Source organism: Pararhizobium sp. PWRC1-1, assembly GCF_049897905.1.
Taxonomy (GTDB): Bacteria; Pseudomonadota; Alphaproteobacteria; order Rhizobiales; family Rhizobiaceae; genus Pararhizobium.
The window spans coordinates 167,850-184,770 of the sequence record NZ_JAFCXE010000011.1; the positions used below are offsets into that span (position 1 = coordinate 167,850).

The 16,921-nt window shown below is 59.2% G+C and carries 12 protein-coding genes and 2 pseudogenes; 12 read left to right on the plus strand and 2 right to left on the minus strand.

Features of this window, described 5'->3' with window-relative positions:
- Positions 1–57: 57 nt before the first annotated feature.
- The gene (locus ACP7E0_RS18225; RefSeq protein WP_426126592.1) at positions 58–1,989 is read right to left on the minus strand and encodes a glycosyl transferase; all 1,932 of its coding nucleotides are present in this window, start codon (positions 1,987–1,989) and stop codon (positions 58–60) included.
- 65 nt (positions 1,990–2,054) lie between these two features.
- Entirely contained in the window at positions 2,055–2,831 is a 777-nt protein-coding gene (gene cysQ / locus ACP7E0_RS18230) for a 3'(2'),5'-bisphosphate nucleotidase CysQ (RefSeq protein WP_426126688.1), read from the minus strand.
- Between the two features lie 295 nt (positions 2,832–3,126).
- Between cysQ and ACP7E0_RS18235 the strand changes: the two genes are divergently transcribed.
- The 12 genes and pseudogenes from ACP7E0_RS18235 to ACP7E0_RS18290 all read left to right on the plus strand — a co-directional run bounded on the left by ACP7E0_RS18235 (position 3,127) and on the right by ACP7E0_RS18290 (position 16,907).
- Positions 3,127–4,377 carry a sarcosine oxidase subunit beta family protein gene (locus ACP7E0_RS18235; RefSeq protein WP_426126594.1) on the plus strand — a complete coding sequence of 417 codons (1,251 nt, stop codon included), beginning with the start codon at positions 3,127–3,129 and terminating at the stop codon, positions 4,375–4,377.
- 11 nt (positions 4,378–4,388) lie between these two features.
- Positions 4,389–4,667, plus strand: coding sequence for a sarcosine oxidase subunit delta (locus ACP7E0_RS18240; RefSeq protein WP_426126595.1), 279 nt, complete (start codon positions 4,389–4,391; stop codon positions 4,665–4,667).
- Positions 4,664–7,621 carry a sarcosine oxidase subunit alpha family protein gene (locus ACP7E0_RS18245; protein ID WP_426126597.1) on the plus strand — a complete coding sequence of 986 codons (2,958 nt, stop codon included), beginning with the start codon at positions 4,664–4,666 and terminating at the stop codon, positions 7,619–7,621. Before ACP7E0_RS18240 ends, ACP7E0_RS18245 begins: the two co-directional genes overlap by 4 nt.
- A gap of 13 nt (positions 7,622–7,634) precedes the next feature.
- Positions 7,635–8,195: a sarcosine oxidase subunit gamma gene (locus ACP7E0_RS18250; RefSeq protein WP_426126599.1), complete on the plus strand. Its 561-nt coding sequence runs from the start codon at positions 7,635–7,637 to the stop codon at positions 8,193–8,195.
- A 181-nt stretch (positions 8,196–8,376) separates the two neighbouring features.
- The gene (locus ACP7E0_RS18255; RefSeq protein ID WP_426126601.1) at positions 8,377–10,803 is read left to right on the plus strand and encodes a GcvT family protein; all 2,427 of its coding nucleotides are present in this window, start codon (positions 8,377–8,379) and stop codon (positions 10,801–10,803) included.
- A gap of 308 nt (positions 10,804–11,111) precedes the next feature.
- On the plus strand, positions 11,112–12,014 hold the full coding sequence (locus tag ACP7E0_RS18260; protein ID WP_426126603.1) for a branched-chain amino acid ABC transporter permease: 903 nt from the start codon (positions 11,112–11,114) through the stop codon (positions 12,012–12,014).
- 4 nt (positions 12,015–12,018) lie between these two features.
- Positions 12,019–12,327: pseudogene (locus ACP7E0_RS18265) on the plus strand (DUF3382 domain-containing protein); the annotation flags it as partial.
- Between the two features lie 180 nt (positions 12,328–12,507).
- Positions 12,508–13,587 (plus strand): annotated as a pseudogene (gene livM, locus ACP7E0_RS18270) (high-affinity branched-chain amino acid ABC transporter permease LivM); the annotation flags it as partial.
- Positions 13,587–14,477, plus strand: a complete 891-nt coding sequence (locus ACP7E0_RS18275) for an ABC transporter ATP-binding protein (RefSeq protein WP_426126604.1) — start codon at positions 13,587–13,589, stop codon at positions 14,475–14,477. The pseudogene livM and the gene ACP7E0_RS18275, both read left to right, overlap by 1 nt.
- Positions 14,474–15,199: an ABC transporter ATP-binding protein gene (locus tag ACP7E0_RS18280; RefSeq protein ID WP_426126606.1), complete on the plus strand. Its 726-nt coding sequence runs from the start codon at positions 14,474–14,476 to the stop codon at positions 15,197–15,199. Before ACP7E0_RS18275 ends, ACP7E0_RS18280 begins: the two co-directional genes overlap by 4 nt.
- 118 nt (positions 15,200–15,317) lie before the next feature.
- Positions 15,318–15,662, plus strand: a complete 345-nt coding sequence (locus ACP7E0_RS18285; RefSeq protein ID WP_426126608.1) for a DUF6867 family protein — start codon at positions 15,318–15,320, stop codon at positions 15,660–15,662.
- A 123-nt stretch (positions 15,663–15,785) separates the two neighbouring features.
- On the plus strand, positions 15,786–16,907 hold the full coding sequence (locus tag ACP7E0_RS18290) for a branched-chain amino acid ABC transporter substrate-binding protein (RefSeq protein WP_113312654.1): 1,122 nt from the start codon (positions 15,786–15,788) through the stop codon (positions 16,905–16,907).
- Positions 16,908–16,921 lie beyond the last annotated feature (14 nt).

The following is a 16,921-nucleotide window of genomic DNA, read 5'->3' on the forward strand; positions in this document are numbered from 1 at the left end:
GGTTGATGCCCGTTTATTCCCGGGCGCCAACAGGATCGTATATCCTCGCGCATCCGGTCATGTCCTGGATCGGAACGGTTCCGTCCGCGAAGGCAGCGCCGGGACGTCAAAATGATCCGGCCGTTTTCCGCTTTTGGCGCGCTGGGCCATCATTTCGTAGGCGGTTTCGAGATGACGGCAGAAGCGCTCGGAATCGAACAGTGGCGCTTGGAAACGATTGCCATCGAGAGCCTGCCTTATTGCTGCAAGGCGCTGCGAATCAGTGGCAAGCTGCACCGCGAGTGCGACGAAATTGTCATCATTATCGGCCGCCAGCTCCTCAAGTTCCGCAGCGCGCAGCAGGCTTTCGGAAACCCGCGACGCGAAGTTGCGGCCTTTGACCGTGACAACCGGCAGCCCCGCCCACAGCTTGTCCGAGGTGGTCGTATGGCCGTTGCAGGGGAAGGTGTCGAGTGCCAGATCGGCGGCCTGAAGCCGCGCTATATGGTCGGTGTAGGCCGCGGCGGCCGTAAAGACCAGTCTGTCCGGGGCGACACCCAGCTGTTCGAAACGGCGAGAGACGTTGATCTGCATGGCTTGGCTTGTGCACATCAACCACAATACGGCGTTCGGTGTCTGGACGAGAATGCGCGCCCACAATGCAATCGTCCTGCGGCTGATCTTGGCGGCCGCATTGAAGGACGCAAAGACGAAAGCCTTTTCCGGAAGGCCCAAATCGGCTCGGTTCACTGGCAAGGGCAGGGCGCGTGTTTCGGGATCGTTTGGCTGATAGCTTTCCGGCAGGCGGCAGAATTTCTCGCGATAGAACGGTTTGGAACTGTCCGGTATGACGATGGCATCGCCGATCACATAGTCGAGATCGATATCGACGACACTGCCGGGGAAGCCAAGCCATGTCGCCTGAACGGGTGCTGCGCCGTGATTGAGGATCGTCACGCGGGAATGCGCGGTATGTCCTTTTAGATCGATGAGGATATCGATGTTGCGGTCGCGGATTTTGGCGGCGGCTTGCGCGTCCGTCAGACCATTGAGATCAACAATCCTGCCCCAGTGCTGCCGGGCTGCGTTTGCTGCTGGGCTTGCCGTCAGCCTCGGCGGCGTATGGCAAAAGAGGGTAACATCGAAGCGTTCTGGATCGTGCCCTATCAGGACGTTGCCGAGCAGGCGCATGGTTGCGTGCGCGTCGAAGAAATCAGCCGAGAGATAACCGATCCTGATCTTTTCGCCCCAGACGTGCTTTCTGGCGTGGCGTTGGGCGGTGACCGTGGGGCTGAGTGGTCCGATTGTTTCGGAGTTGCGTGCCAGCCGGTTGAAGGATTCGTTGTCGCACCAGTGAATGATGTCGTGGGGCGTTTCCTGCGCCACCCATTCGGACCGGCCTTGCCACTTGGCGGGCGAGATCAGGCTGTCCTCCTCGTCCAGGACATCATAATCGCAAAATTCGCGGGCGAGACTCACCACCGCATTGCGATAAACCATGTTCTTCGGATGCAGCTTGCGGAGCTTGCGCAACAGGATCAGCGAACGGACATCCCAGCGGTTGGCACCGACGAGCTCAAGCGCCAATTCCAGATGCTCGGACTTTTCGCTGGCGATCAGCTGGTATTTCAGTTGTTCGACCACAGCGGTGTCGCGGGAGCGCTGCAGCAGTTTGATCAGTAGAAAAAGGTTGTCCGGGTCTTCCGGCTGGATCTGATGGGCACGCATGCTGCAGATCAGCGCATCGTCATCGCGGCCATTGTCAGCGTAAAGCCGGGCCGCGCGGCAAAAATGGGAAAAGCTATCGGCGCTGCCCAGGCCTGCGGCATGCTGGAAGAACTCGGCGGCCTCAGTGCCCATGCCAAGCTTTGCCAGTGTTTGCCCAAGCAAGCAGATGACCGCCTCGTCGGCGCCGCCTTCAGCCGTCAGGAGGTGGTTGAGATGGGTGAGAGCAAGATTGTAATCGCCGCCGGCATATGCCGCGCGCGCCTGAACCAGATTGCCACTCATAAGAACCCCATCGCCCATCGTTATGGACGGGGTTCTATCAGCCAAAACCGGAGCGGGGCTGACGGTCAGTCCTTGCCGCGCGAGACGAAAAAGGGATTGGCGAAATCGACGTCGGACATCTGGTTGCGTTTGCCGTAGACGAGCGGATTGCCATCCATGGTCAAGGTCTCGCCGCCGGCTGCGCGCAGAACCGCGTCACCTGCTGCGGTATCCCATTCCATTGTCCGGCTCAGACGCGGATAGATATCGGCGAGACCCTCGGCGAGAAGGCAGAATTTCAGGGAAGAACCGATCGATTCGTAATCGGTGATGCCGTGTTCGGCGAGATAGGCCATGGTTTCCTGGCTGTTGTGCGAGCGGCTGGCCAGTGCCACCAAGCGGTCGCCACGGCTGCGGCAGCCAATTATGGTTGGCGGGCCGATATCGTGCTGGCCGGAAACCACGGATTTCTTTGCCTTGTTGCGGGTGGCGGCATAGAGAATGCCGATTGCCGGTGCGTAGACGACGCCGACGACCGGCTCGCCCTTTTCGATCAGCGCGATATTGACGGTGAAGTCGTCGTTGCGGCCGACAAATTCCTTGGTACCATCGAGCGGATCGACAAGGAAGAATGACTGGCCCTCGATATCGGGGATATGGCCGGCGGCGACGGCTTCTTCAGCGACCACGGGGATATCAGGAAATGCGACGGCCAGAATGTCGAGAATGATCTTTTCGGCGCTCTCGTCGGCATCGGTAACGGGGGAACAGTCGGCCTTGTAGCTGACTTCCGGTCCGGCATGATAGACGTCGAGGATCGCTTTCCCCGCCGCCACCGCCGCCGCTTCCAGAATGTCGAGCATCTGTGCTTCCTGCGCCTTCCTGCCGTCCACGACCGTGGTCTCCAGATTCCCCTCAGACGTTGAATTCCAACATCCGGAACGAGCATTATACATCCGCATCCCTTACCGGTCTTTTCAAGATTCGCGCGTGAAATTTTCTCGACTGTGCTGCATTTGGTACTGTTTCCCATGTTCTGTTCGGATAGAGGTGCGACAGCGCGGCGCATTTGGCCGGTCTTTGCCAGGGTAGTCTTTGCGCTCGCCCCGGCATATGCAAATGTGCGTTGCAACATGGTTAGGATGAGTTGGGACTGGCATGCGGTATTCGGCATTTTCCATCGTCAGACAAGCGCTGACGGGCAACGTCAACTGGAAGCCGGCCTGGCGTCAGCCGGAGCCCAAGCCTTTCTACGATGTGATCATCGTCGGCGGTGGCGGACATGGGCTGGCGACGGCCTATTATCTCGCCAAGGAATTCGGCCTGAAGAACATCGCGGTGCTGGAAAAGGGCTATCTCGGCTCCGGCAATGTCGGCCGCAACACCACCATCGTGCGCTCCAACTACATGCTGCCCGGCAACGAGCCGTTTTACGAGTTTTCGATGAAGCTCTGGGAAGGCATGGAGCAGGAACTCAACTACAATGCCATGCTCTCGCAGCGCGGTATCATCAATCTCTACCATAATGATGGTCAGCGCGACGCCTATATTCGGCGCGGCAACGCCATGTGGATGGAGGGCGTTCCGGCCGAGCTGCTGGATCGCGCCGCCTTGAAGAAGATGCTGCCCTTTCTCAATTTCGATCATGCCCGGTTTCCGATCATGGGCGGTCTGTTGCAGAAGCGCGGCGGCACGGCGCGTCACGATGCCGTCGCCTGGGGCTATGCCCGCGCCGCCGACCGTCTTAGCGTCGATCTCATCCAGAACTGCGAGGTCACCGGCATTCGCCGCGAAAACGGCGTGGTGACCGGCGTCGAGACATCCAGGGGTTCCATCGGCTGCGGCAAGCTTGGGCTTGCGGCGGCCGGCAATACCTCGCGCGTCGGGCAGATGGCGGACCTGAAGCTGCCGATCGAAAGCCATGTGCTGCAGGCCTTCGTCACCGAGGGGCTGAAGCCGGCCATCGATCATGTCATCACCTATGGCGCAGGGCATTTTTACATCTCCCAGTCGGACAAGGGCGGCCTGGTCTTCGGGGCCGAGATCGACGGCTATAATTCCTATGCCCAGCGCGGCAATCTGGCGACGGTCGAGCATGTCATGGAAGAGGGCGTGACGATGATCCCCGGCCTGTCGCGCGTGCGCGTGCTGCGCTCCTGGGGCGGGGTGATGGACATGAGCATGGACGGCTCGCCGATCATCAGCCACACACCGATCGACAATCTCTACCTGAACTGCGGCTGGTGCTACGGCGGCTTCAAGGCAACGCCGGCCTCCGGCTTTTGTTTTGCGCATCTGATCGCAAAGAACGAAACCCACCCGGTCGCCCGTTTCCTGCGCCTCGACCGCTTCGAGCGCGGCTATCCCATCGACGAACAAGGCGCTGGCCCCCAGCCCAACCTGCATTGAGACCTGAAAGTATGGTGAGCCTCATTCACTGCCCGCATTGCGGCATCCGGCCGAAGGAAGAGTTTTCGATCCGTGGCGACGCGTCGCTGGTCCGCCCCGATCCGGAAGCCTCGGACGAAGCCTGGCACGAATACGTCCATATCCGCAGCAACCCGCGCGGACGCTACCGCGAACACTGGCAGCACGTGGCCGGCTGTAGGCGCTGGCTGGTGGTCGAGCGCGATACATTCACCCACGAGGTGTTTTCCGTCACGGATGCGGCGTCTGATGCGCGGGAGGCTGGCCGATGACAGCCCATCGCCTCGTCTCCGGCGGTCTGGTCGATCGCAACGCGCCGCTCGATTTCCGGTTCGATGGCCGGAATCTGACGGGAATTGCCGGTGATACACTCGCCTCTGCGCTGCTTGCCAGTGATCAGCTTCTGGTCGGCCGCAGCTTCAAATATCACCGGCCGCGCGGCATCGTCACAGCCGGACCTTCGGAGCCGAATGCGTTGGTGACCATCGGCAACGGCGCCAGCAGCGACCCGAACACCAAGGCGACTGTCGCCGAACTCTATTCCGGGCTCGATGCCCGCAGCCAGAACCGTTTTCCGTCGCTGAAACATGATTTTGGCGCGATAAACGGCGTGTTGTCGCCGTTCCTCGGTGCCGGTTTCTACTACAAGACGTTCATGTGGCCGGCGGCCTTCTGGGAGAAGGTTTACGAGCCGATCATCCGCAAGGCGGCAGGGCTTGGGCGCGCGGTCCTGGAGAGAGATCCGCAATCCTATGAAAAATGCTGGGCGCATTGTGACGTGCTGGTTGTCGGCTCCGGGCCGACGGGACTGATGGCGGCATTGACGGCCGGCCGTGCAGGCTTGCGGGTTATCCTTGCAGACGAGGATTTCAGGCTGGGCGGCTCGCTGCTGGCTGAAACGGCGCGTATCGATGATGTCGCCGCACCGGATTTTGCCGAAACGGCGTTGGCGGAACTGCGATCCCTGCCGAACGTGACGATGATGCCGCGCACCACCGTTTTCGGCTGGTACGACGACAACGTCTTTGGCGCGGTTGAGCGGGTGCAGAAGCATCTGGCCTTGCCGCAGGCGAAACTTCCGGTCGAGCGGCTCTGGCGTATCGTTGCCAAGCGGGCGCTGCTGGCGACCGGTGCCGAGGAACGGCCGCTGGTTTTTGGTGGCAATGACAGGCCGGGCGTGATGATGGCGGGTGCGATGCGCACCTATGCCAATCGTTTCGGCGTTGCCGCCGGCAAGTCGGTGGCGATCTTCACCAATGGCAGCGCCGGTTACCGCACGGCTGCCGATCTCGTCGCGCATGGTGTGGACATTGCCGCCATCATCGACAGCCGCGCGGATGTTTCCGATGTCGGGCCGGATGGTGTTCGTGTCATTCATTCGGCCTCCGTGATCGATACGAAAGGACGCCAGCGCGTCTCCGGTGCCGTCATCGAACGCTCGGGCTTCGAGCAGACGATTGCCTGCGATGCGATTGGTATGTCTGGTGGCTGGAACCCGGTTATTCATCTTGCCTGCCAGCGCGGTGCCAAGGCCCTCTGGTCGGCGGAGTTGCAAACGTTCCTGGCGCCGGATGTGGGCAACAGTCTTGTTGTCGCCGGTGCGGCGGCGGGACGCTACACCTTGGCCGGCTGTCTCAAGGACGGTGCGGACAAGGCCGCGGCCATCGCCGCCGATCTCGGGTTTTCGGCCGTTTCCCACACGGCACCCGCCGTGGAAGGCGAAATCGATCCCTCGTTTACGGCCCTGTGGTATTCACCGGGCGCGAAGGCAAAGGCCTTTGTCGATTTTCAGAACGATGTCCATGTCAAGGATATCGGGCTTGCGCTCCGCGAGGGCTTTGGCCATGTCGAGCATGCCAAGCGCTACACCACAAACGGCATGGCGACTGATCAAGGCAAGCTGTCCGGCATCAATGCCACGGGTCTCCTGGCTGCCATGCAGGGCATCAGCCCGGCCGATGTCGGCACCACCACCTTCCGGCCATTCTATACGCCGGTTGCCTTCGGGGCTCTGGCCGGCACATCGCGCGATGAGCACGCAGCTCCGGTGCGCAAATCGCCGCTCCATGGTTGGGCGCAGAGAAATGGCGCAATCTTCGTCGATTCCGGCCTCTGGTTTCGACCGGCCTATTTTCCGCATGGCGGAGAAAAGACCTGGCGTGAAAGCGCGGATCGCGAAGTCCGCAACGTCCGCGAGAATGTCGGCCTATGTGATGTTTCGACGCTCGGCAAGATCGAGATTTTCGGACCGGATGCAGCGGAATTCCTCAATCGCCTCTATTGCAATCCATTTCTGAAACTGCCGGTCGGCAAGGCACGTTATGGGTTGATGCTGCGCGAGGACGGCATGGTCTATGACGATGGTACCACCAGCCGCCTGTCGCCTGAACATTTCGTCTTGACCACGACCACGGCGCTGGCCGGTGGGGTGATGTCCCATATGGAATATTGCGCACAGGTGCTGTGGCCAGAGCTCAAGGTCCGCTTCTGTTCCTCGACCGATCAGTGGGCGCAGATGGCGATTGCCGGACCCAAAGCCCGGCTGGTGATGCAGGCTCTTGTCGAGGACGATATTTCCGACGCGGCGTTCCCGTTTCTTGCTGCCGGGATCGTCTCGCTGAAGGGCGGCGTCAAGGCGCGGCTGTTCCGGATCTCGTTTTCCGGCGAACTGGCCTATGAACTGGCCGTGCCTGCGGGGCTTGGTGATGCCGTTGCCGATGCCATCATGGAAGAGGGCAGGGCATATGGAATTTGTGCTTACGGGCTGGAAGCGCTGAATGTGCTGCGCATCGAAAAGGGCCATGTCACCCATGCCGAATTCGATGGCCGCGTGACGCCCGATGATGCGGGCTTCGGGCGCATGGTTTCGGCGCAGAAACCGGACTTCATCGGCAAGCGGCTTTCGACCCGCTACGGGCTCACCGCCGCCGACCGCATGCAGATGGTCGGGCTGAAGCCGGTGGAGGCGGACCAGCATATGCGCGCCGGTGCGCATCTGCTGCGTGAGGGCGCAAAACCCTCGACGCTGAACGATCAGGGCTATGTTAGTTCCGCCTGCTTCTCGCCTACGCTCGGGCACGACATTGCCCTTGCCTTCCTGAAATCGGGCCGCGAGCGCTATGGCGAGCGTATCGTCGTCTGGGACAAGCTGGCGGGTGCCGAAGTGGTGGCGGAGGTCTGCAACCCGGTCTTCGTCGATCCCGGCAACACAAAGCTGAACTCCTGATGTGGATGCGGACATGACCAGAACCTACATTTCCCACCATCCCCTCGACGGCCTGTTGCCGCTGGAGCCCGGTATCCGCGCGGTCGACCATCTGGATGTTCCGCGTGCCGTCGCCATCTCCTCTGTCATGGCGATGGACGGCGAGGAGGCATCGGTGACGGCCGGATTGGCCGCATCGGGCGATGTATCCGTCCGGTTTGCCGGACCCGGCGAATGGCTGGCCCTGTCGCAGTTGGAAACGCCGGAGGGCTTGCACCGCAACTTGTCATTGCTGCTGGCCGAGACGGCCTATGTCTTCGACCAGAGCGACGGCCGCGTCGTTTTCAGGCTGTCAGGCCCCAATGTCCGGCGCATCCTTGCTAAGGGCATTGCCACGGATCTGTATCCCGCCGCCTTTGAGATCGGCACGTCATCGAATGCTCTTTGCGGCCATATCGGCGTCAATCTGGCCCGCACCGGCGAAAATGAGTTCGAATTGATCGTCATGCGCAGCTTTGCTGCAGCACTCTTTGACGATCTGCGCGTGATGGGGCGGGAGTTCGATCTGTCCGCCGGTTTCTCCACGCCAGGGTAAATGCGCCATCGCGTGACGCTTTTATGGCGCGGTTGAAGTGGCCGATGGCGGGAATGGGCAAGACCTGTTCGCAGGGATATCTTTAACCGGCGCTACTTTGCCGGTACGGTTTCGAAAGCCAAGAATTCGCTTCATTGAGCGGGACGTTTTTTGCAAGCGGTCCCGAAACCGGAGAATACCCATGAAAAGCCATGCCAGGGTCGTCGTTATCGGCGGCGGCGTCGTCGGTTGTTCGATCCTTTATCACCTGACGAAATTCGGCTGGACCGATGTGGTTCTTCTGGAGCGTTCGGAGCTGACTTCCGGCTCGACCTGGCATGCGGCCGGCGGCATGCACACGATCAATGGCGATCCGAACGTCGCCAAGCTGCAGAAATATACGGTCGAGCTCTACAAGGAAATTCAGGAATATTCCGGCCAGGATATTGGTCTGCACATGACCTCCGGCATGATGCTGGCGGCGACCAAGGAACGGTTCGACTGGATGAAGTCGATTCTCGCGAAGGGCCGCTACATGGGCCTGGATGCCGAGCTTCTGTCTCCGAAGGAAGCGCACGAGCTGATGCCGCTTCTCGATCCCACGCAGTTCGTCGGTGCCGTGTTCGATCCGGTCGAAGGCCATCTCGATCCCTATGGCACCACCCATGCCTATGCCAAATCCGCCAAGAAGAACGGAGCGGATATCTACCTGCACACCAAGGTGGAAGACCTTGTCCAGCGGGAAGACGGCACCTGGCGGGTCATCACCAACAAGGGCGAGATCATCGCCGAGCACGTCGTTAACGCCGCCGGTCTGTGGGCGCGCGAAGTCGGGCGGTTGACGGGGCTTGAGCTTCCGGTTCTTGCCATGGAGCATATGTATCTCATCACCGAGGATATGCCGGAGGTGATCGAATTCAACCAGACGCGCGGCAAGGAGCTGATGCACTGCGTCGATTTCGATGGCGAGATCTATCTGCGCCAGGAACGCAACGGCATGCTGATGGGCACCTATGAAAAGGCCTGCCGTCCGTGGTCGCCGATCACCACGCCGTGGGATTTCGGCCATGAACTGCTGGCCGAAGATATAGAGCGCATTACGCCCGAACTCGAAGTCGGCTTCCGCCACTTCCCGGCCTTCAACAATGCCGGCATCAAGAAGATCATCAACGGCCCCTTCACCTTCTCGCCGGACGGCAATCCGCTGGTCGGTCCGGTGCGCGGGTTGACCAATTACTGGTCTGCCTGCGCCGTTATGGCCGGCTTCAGCCAGGGCGGCGGCGTCGGTCTCGCCCTTGCCAACTGGATCATCTACGGCGATCCGGGTTTCGATGTCTTTGCCATGGACGTTTCGCGCTACGGCGATTTCGCCACGCTCGGCTTTACCAATGCCAAGGTACGCGAAAACTATTCCCGCCGCTTCTCTATCCGCTATCCGAACGAGGAACTGCCGGGTGCACGCCCGTTCCTGACCACGCCGATCTACGATAAGCTGAAGGACGCCGGTGCCGTGTTCGGTGCTTCCTACGGTCTCGAATCACCGCTGTGGTTTGCGCCGAAGGGCGAAGAGGACAAATTCTCCTGGCGCCGCTCCAACGACTTCGATGTCGTCGGCGCCGAAGCCCGGGCAGTGCGCGACAGTGTCGGTCTGATGGAAACATCCGGCTTTGCCAAATACACGATCACCGGAAGCGGCGCGGAAGCCTGGCTCGACCGGATGCTGACCTGCCGCATTCCGGCCAAGGGCCGCATGTCGCTGGCGCCAATGTTGAAGGACGACGGCAAGCTGATCGGCGATTTCACTTTGGCAAAGCTCGGCGAGGGGGATTTCCTGCTCATCGGCTCAGGGATCGCCGAAGACTATCACATGCGCTGGTTCGAAAGCCATTTGCCGAAGGACGGCTCGGTGACGCTGAAAGCGTTGAACCTGCAGCTGGTCGGCCTGTCGATTGCCGGACCCAATTCCCGTGCACTGATCTCCAAGCTGACGCATCTCGACATGTCCGACGAAGCGTTCGCCTTCATGGATATCCGCCGCATGGATCTCGGCATGGCGCCGGCGATCGTCGGCCGTGTCAGCTACACGGGCGATCTCGGCTATGAAATCTGGATGAAGCCGGAATATCAGCGCTATCTCTTTGACCTGATCATGGAGGCCGGTGCCGAATTTTCCATCAAGCCGTTCGGCCTGCGGGCGCTCAACGCCCTGCGGGTCGAAAAATCGTTCGGCAGCTGGTCGCGCGAATATCGTCCGCTTTACGGTCCGTTCGAGGCAGGGCTCGGGCGATTCGTTGCGCTGAAGAAGGATGCCGACTTCATCGGCAAGCAGGCGGCAGCAAAGGAAAAGGCCGAAGGCGGCACCTTGCGGCTCAGAACCTTCATCATCGACGCCAAGGATGCCGACGTTATCGGCGACGAGCCGATCTCGCTGAACGGCAAGGTCTGTGGTTGGGTGACCTCAGGTGGCTACGCCCATGCCTCCGGCGTTTCGGTCGCGATCGGCTATGTGCCGAAGGAGGTTGCGGACGAAGCCGAGGGGTGGCAAATTGAATTGCTGGGCGAAATGCTGTCGGCCCGGTTGCAGGCCCAGCCGCTTTTCGATGCCAACGGTTCGCGCATGCGGTCCTGACAGGCTCGATTGTGATCGCGACCTTTCGTAGGCCGAGTTGGCGGCTGAACGGGCCCGCCGGGGCTTAGCTATGTTTAACCGTAGAATTCACGGTCTGATGCCCAAAAATAGGGCCTAAACTGCACTATTTTTGTTTTTTCGACTGTTTAAGCGTCAATATCACTAAAATGGGAAAGAAAATCAGGAAAGCATCATTTTACGCTTCACTTTTGGTCTGAAAGCATTATGGAATCCTCTATCGAAAAGGCTCAGAAAGAGCCACGAAAAGAAGAGGTCTGACCTACTAGGATCAGACCCGGGGGATATTGATGGAGTATTTTGTCCAGCAGCTCGTCAATGGGCTGACTCTTGGCTCGATTTACGGTTTGATTGCCATTGGTTATACAATGGTTTACGGCATTATCGGCATGGTGAACTTCGCTCACGGCGATATCTTCATGCTTGGCGGTTTCGCAGCACTCATTGTTTACCTCGTTCTTGTGGGTTTGTTCGGCGGTATACCGATCGCACTGGCCCTGTTCATCATGATCATCGTCGCAATGGTGATGACCGGGTTGTGGAACTGGGTCATCGAGAAGATGGCTTACCGCCCGTTGCGCGGCTCGTTCCGCCTCGCGCCACTGATCACCGCGATCGGCATGTCCATCGCACTGTCGAACTTCATTCAGGTGACGCAAGGCCCGCGTAACAAGCCGATCCCGTCCATGGTATCGTCGGTTTACGATGTGTTCGGCATCTCGATATCGCTGAAGCAGATCATCATCGTGGTGGTGACGGCGGTTCTGCTGACGATCTTCTGGTACATCGTCAATCATACGCCGCTTGGCCGCGCTCAGCGGGCAACCGAGCAAGACCGCAAGATGGCCGCGCTGCTTGGCATCGATGTCGACAAGACCATCTCGATCACTTTCATCATGGGCGCGGCACTGGCTGCTGTCGCCGGCACCATGTACCTGATGTACTATGGCGTCATCGTCTTCACTGACGGCTTCACGCCGGGCGTCAAGGCTTTCACGGCTGCTGTTCTGGGTGGCATCGGCTCTCTGCCGGGTGCTGTGCTGGGTGGCCTGATGATCGGTCTGATCGAGTCGCTGTGGTCGGCTTACTTCACCATCGACTACAAGGATGTTGCGACATTCTCGATCCTCGCCATCGTGCTGATTTTCAAGCCGTCTGGTATTCTGGGTCGGCCGGAAGTCGAGAAGGTATAATTTCATGGCAAACATTACCAACACACCTGAGAGCGCCGGCAGCAACCTGATGGCGCGGGCTCTGCGTGAGGCTTTTTATGCTGGCCTCGTTGCGCTCGGTCTCTTCGTGCTCTTCGTCGGCCTGAAGACTGACCAGAACATCCTGAACGAGCTAATCCTCGTGCAACGCTGGGGATTGCTCGCAATCTTCGTCGTCATCGCCGCAGCCGGCCGTTTCCTGGCGGTCGCCTATATCCGCCCGTTTCTGGCTCGCCAGAAGGTAACGAATGCCGTCACCGGCCTTCTTCCCGACAGCGTTGCCACGCGTTTCTTTCGCATGCCAATAGTCGTCGTGGCGGCAGTGATTGCCATTTTGTTGATGTTCACTGGGACCGCGATCACAGCAGCTTTGCCTGCCGTGCTCGCTCCTTGGGTCACGATGATCCGTGCGCTGGCGATCATCTACGTGCTGGCGTTCGGCTTCTTCTATTTTCGGGTCTATATAGCTGCGCATTTCAGCATGTTGGCCATCATTGCCCTTATTTTCTACCCGCCGGTCATGGTGTACTTCTTCGGTTATCAAGGGTCGCTGAAGTATGTCGATAACTTCGGCATCCAGATCCTGATCTACGTGATGCTGGCCTGGGGCTTGAACATCGTCGTCGGGCTGGCTGGCCTGCTCGATCTCGGTTATGTCGCCTTCTATGCCGTTGGTGCCTATTCCTACGCATTGCTGTCATCTTACTTCGGCCTGTCCTTCTGGGTTCTGCTGCCGATGGCCGGCATCTTTGCCGCCCTCTGGGGCATTGTCCTCGGCTTCCCGGTCCTGCGCCTCAAGGGCGACTACCTGGCGATCGTGACGCTCGCCTTCGGGGAAATCATCCGGTTGGTTCTGATCAACTGGACTGCCGTAACCAAGGGTACCTTTGGTATCTCGGGTATTGCCAAGGCCTCGGTCTTTGGCATCTGGTCGTTCGATGTCAGTGCGGCGAACAACTTCGCCAAGGTCTTCGGCCTGCCGATGTCTTCATCCTACTACAAGATCTTCCTGTTCTATCTGATCCTGGCGCTCTGCCTGTTGACGGCCTTCGTCACCATCCGCCTGCGCCGCATGCCGATCGGCCGTGCCTGGGAAGCCTTGCGCGAAGACGAGATCGCCTGCCGATCGCTGGGCATCAATACGGTGACGACCAAGTTGACCGCATTTGCCACGGGCGCCATGTTCGGCGGCTTCGCGGGCTCTTTCTTCGCTGTCCGCCAGGGCTTCGTATCGCCGGAAAGCTTCGTCTTCCTCGAATCGGCCATCATCCTCGCCATCGTCGTTCTCGGCGGCATGGGTTCGCTGGTCGGCATCGCGGTTGCAGCGACGGTGATGATCGGTGGTACCGAACTGCTGCGCGAAATGACGATATTGAAGCAAATCTTCGGCCCGGATTTCACGCCGGAACTCTATCGCATGCTGATCTTCGGCCTGGCTATGATCATCGTCATGGTCTGGAAGCCCCGCGGTTTCGTCGGCACACGTGAACCCACGGCCTTCCTGCGCGAACGCAAGAGTGTGTCCGGCAGCTTTACCAAGGAAGGGCACGGCTGATGGCCCTTGAGACAGACACAATGACGAAAGATCCCATTCTCAAAGTCGACCATTTGTCGATGCGCTTCGGCGGCCTGATGGCCATCAACGATCTGTCGTTCGAAGCCTATCGCGGCGACATCACCGCACTGATCGGCCCGAACGGCGCCGGCAAGACTACGGTATTCAACTGCATCACCGGCTTCTACAAGCCGACGATGGGCATGATCACGATGCGGCAGAAGGCGGGCAAGGAATATCTGCTCGAACGCATGTCGGATTTCGAGGTCAACCGCGACGCCAAGGTGGCCCGTACCTTCCAGAACATCCGGCTTTTCTCGGGCCTGACGGTGCTGGAAAACCTTCTGGTCGCGCAGCACAACAAGCTGATGCTGGCCTCGGGCTATACCATCCTCGGCCTGTTGGGTTTTCCGACCTACAAGAAGGCGGCAGCGCAGTCGATCGAGCAGGCAAAATACTGGCTGGACAAGGCAAACCTGACCGACCGGGCCGACGATCCGGCTGGCGATCTGCCCTACGGCGCCCAGCGCCGTCTGGAAATCGCCCGTGCCATGTGCACCGGGCCGGAGTTTCTCTGCCTTGACGAACCGGCGGCTGGCCTCAATCCACGCGAGTCGCTGGTACTCAATGAATTGTTGCGCAGCATCCGCAAGGATACGGGAACCTCGATCCTCCTGATCGAGCACGACATGTCCGTGGTCATGGAAATCTCCGACCATGTCGTCGTGCTGGAATACGGCCAGAAGATTTCGGATGGTAATCCGGACCATGTGAAACACGATCCGAAGGTTATTGCGGCCTATCTCGGTGTTGAGGATGATGAGGTCGAAGAGGTGATCGAACAGATCGAGGAAATCGCCGTCGCTGCGCCAGGAGATACGCCCAAATGAGCGATAACCTTCTGCATGTCAAAGACGTCGAAACCTATTACGGCAATATCCGGGCGCTCGGGGGCGTCGAAGTCGAAGTCAAGCGCGGCGAAATCGTCTGCATGATCGGTGCCAATGGTGCCGGCAAGTCGACGCTGATGATGACGGTCTGCGGTAGCCCGCAGGCAAGGACTGGCTCCGTGACCTTCGATGGTCAGGATATCACCCGCATGCCGACGCACGAGATTGCCCGGTTGCGGATCGCCCAATCGCCCGAAGGCCGCCGGATCTTTCCGCGCATGACGGTCTATGAAAATCTTCAGATGGGCGCGAGCCTCGACAATCTGAAATATTTCAACGAGGACGTGGAAAAGATCTTCACGCTGTTTCCTCGCCTGAAGGAGCGCCAGTCGCAGCGCGGCGGAACGCTTTCGGGCGGCGAACAGCAGATGCTGTCAATCGGCCGCGCGCTGATGGCGCGCCCGAAACTGCTGCTTCTCGACGAGCCTTCTCTTGGTCTTGCACCGCTGATCGTCAAGGGCATTTTTGCTGCGATCAAAAAGCTCAATGAAGAGGAAGGGCTGACGGTTTTCCTCGTAGAGCAGAATGCTTTCGCGGCTCTGAAGCTGTCGCACCGTGGTTACGTCATGGTCAACGGCAAGGTGACGATGAGCGGCAGCGGCAAGGAATTGCTGGCCAATCCGGAAGTGCGCGCTGCCTATCTTGAGGGCGGTCATCATTGATGGCGCTTCGGCTCATGTCAGAGGCGTCCTTGGGCCCGGGCCGGTTTGCACATCCGACATATTGGGGCGTTCGCACGCGGCTTGAAAACCGGCCGGCGCTTTGAAGGGGAGAAACGGAATGCAAGGCATTCTCTACGAAGAACCCTCGGTTCTGTACTTTTTACTGATCACCGTCGTAATGGGCGGATGGACGGCGTGGCGCACGGGAAAGAGTGCTGCCGAAGGCTGGAGCAGCTACCGGGTACTGGTGTTCTATACGCTGCTTCTGGGTGTGGCGATCCGCTTCATCCATCATGCGCTTTTTAACGGCAGCATGTTGACTTTACAGTACTATGTCGTGGACACGATCATTCTTTTGCTGTTTGCTACTGCAGGTTATCGCTACTATCGCACGAAGCAGATGACCAACAATTACTACTGGCTTTACGAGAAGGTGTCGCCCTTTTCGTGGAAGTCAAAATGATAGAGGGAACCCCGTGTCAGAGCCTTTTATGCTGACACGGAGATAAGAATACCGGCGCGATTATGGTGGGTATCGTGACTGGCTTAAAAAGGCACCCGCTCAATTTTTTTTGGGAGTAACAAGATGAAAAAGTCACTTTTGTCAGCTGTTGCGCTGACTGCAATGGTCGCTTTCAGCGGCACTGCATGGGCTGACCTGCTGGTTGGTGTTGCTGGCCCGCTGACTGGTCCGAACGCAGCTTTCGGCGCACAGCTCCAGAAGGGTGCTGAGCAGGCCGCAGCTGACATCAATGCTGCCGGCGGTATCAATGGCGAACAGATCAAGATCGTGCTCGGCGACGACGTTTCCGATCCGAAGCAGGGCGTTTCCGTTGCCAACAAGTTCGTGGCCGACGGTGTCAAGTTCGTGATCGGCCACTTCAATTCCGGCGTTTCGATCCCGGCTTCGGAAGTCTACGCTGAAAACGGCATCTTGCAGATCACTCCCGCGTCTACCAACCCGGTCTTCACCGAGCGCGGCCTGTGGAACACTTTCCGTACCTGCGGACGTGACGACCAGCAGGGCGCCGTTGCCGGTGCCTACATCGCTGCAAACTTCAAGGACGCCAAGGTTGCTGTGGTTCACGACAAGACACCTTACGGCCAGGGCCTTGCTGACCTGACCAAGGCTGCCATGAACGAAGCCGGCGTCAAGGAAGTCGTCTACGAAGGTATCACGGCTGGCGACAAGGACTTCTCGGCTCTGATCGCCAAGATGAAGGAAGCCGGCGTTTCGCTGGTTTACTACGGCGGCCTGCACACCGAAGCCGGCCTCATCATGCGCCAGATGGCTGACCAGGGCCTGAAGGCTACCCTGATGTCCGGCGACGGTATCGTCTCGAACGAACTTGCTTCGATCGCTGGCGACGCTGTGAACGGCACTCTGATGACGTTCGCTCCGGATCCGCGCAAGAACCCGGCTGCAAAGGAACTGGTTGAAAAGTTCCGTGCAAACGGCTTTGAGCCGGAAGCCTACACACTCTACTCCTACTCGGCTCTGCAGGTTATCGCTGAAGCTGCCAAGACAACCGGCGGCAACGATCCGCAGGCTGTTGCCGAGAACATCAAGGGCAAGGGTCCGTTCAAGACCGTTATCGGCGAGTTCGGCTATGACGAAAAGGGCGATATCACACGTCCTGACTATGTCATGTACACCTGGAAGAAGGGTGACGACGGCAAGTTCAGCTACTTCGAAAACGAAAAATAATCGTTTTCGGTTGA

Excerpts from the sequence above, each read along its gene's own strand:
- ACP7E0_RS18225 (WP_426126592.1), bottom strand. The coding sequence starts at position 1,989 with ATGAGTGGCAATCTGGTTCAGGCGCGCGCGGCATATGCCGGCGGCGAT.
- cysQ (WP_426126688.1), bottom strand. The coding sequence starts at position 2,831 with ATGCTCGACATTCTGGAAGCGGCGGCGGTGGCGGCGGGGAAAGCGATC.
- ACP7E0_RS18235 (WP_426126594.1), top strand. The coding sequence starts at position 3,127 with ATGCGGTATTCGGCATTTTCCATCGTCAGACAAGCGCTGACGGGCAAC.
- ACP7E0_RS18240 (WP_426126595.1), top strand. The coding sequence starts at position 4,389 with ATGGTGAGCCTCATTCACTGCCCGCATTGCGGCATCCGGCCGAAGGAA.
- ACP7E0_RS18245 (WP_426126597.1), top strand. The coding sequence starts at position 4,664 with ATGACAGCCCATCGCCTCGTCTCCGGCGGTCTGGTCGATCGCAACGCG.
- ACP7E0_RS18250 (WP_426126599.1), top strand. The coding sequence starts at position 7,635 with ATGACCAGAACCTACATTTCCCACCATCCCCTCGACGGCCTGTTGCCG.
- ACP7E0_RS18255 (WP_426126601.1), top strand. The coding sequence starts at position 8,377 with ATGAAAAGCCATGCCAGGGTCGTCGTTATCGGCGGCGGCGTCGTCGGT.
- ACP7E0_RS18260 (WP_426126603.1), top strand. The coding sequence starts at position 11,112 with ATGGAGTATTTTGTCCAGCAGCTCGTCAATGGGCTGACTCTTGGCTCG.
- ACP7E0_RS18275 (WP_426126604.1), top strand. The coding sequence starts at position 13,587 with ATGGCCCTTGAGACAGACACAATGACGAAAGATCCCATTCTCAAAGTC.
- ACP7E0_RS18280 (WP_426126606.1), top strand. The coding sequence starts at position 14,474 with ATGAGCGATAACCTTCTGCATGTCAAAGACGTCGAAACCTATTACGGC.
- ACP7E0_RS18285 (WP_426126608.1), top strand. The coding sequence starts at position 15,318 with ATGCAAGGCATTCTCTACGAAGAACCCTCGGTTCTGTACTTTTTACTG.
- ACP7E0_RS18290 (WP_113312654.1), top strand. The coding sequence starts at position 15,786 with ATGAAAAAGTCACTTTTGTCAGCTGTTGCGCTGACTGCAATGGTCGCT.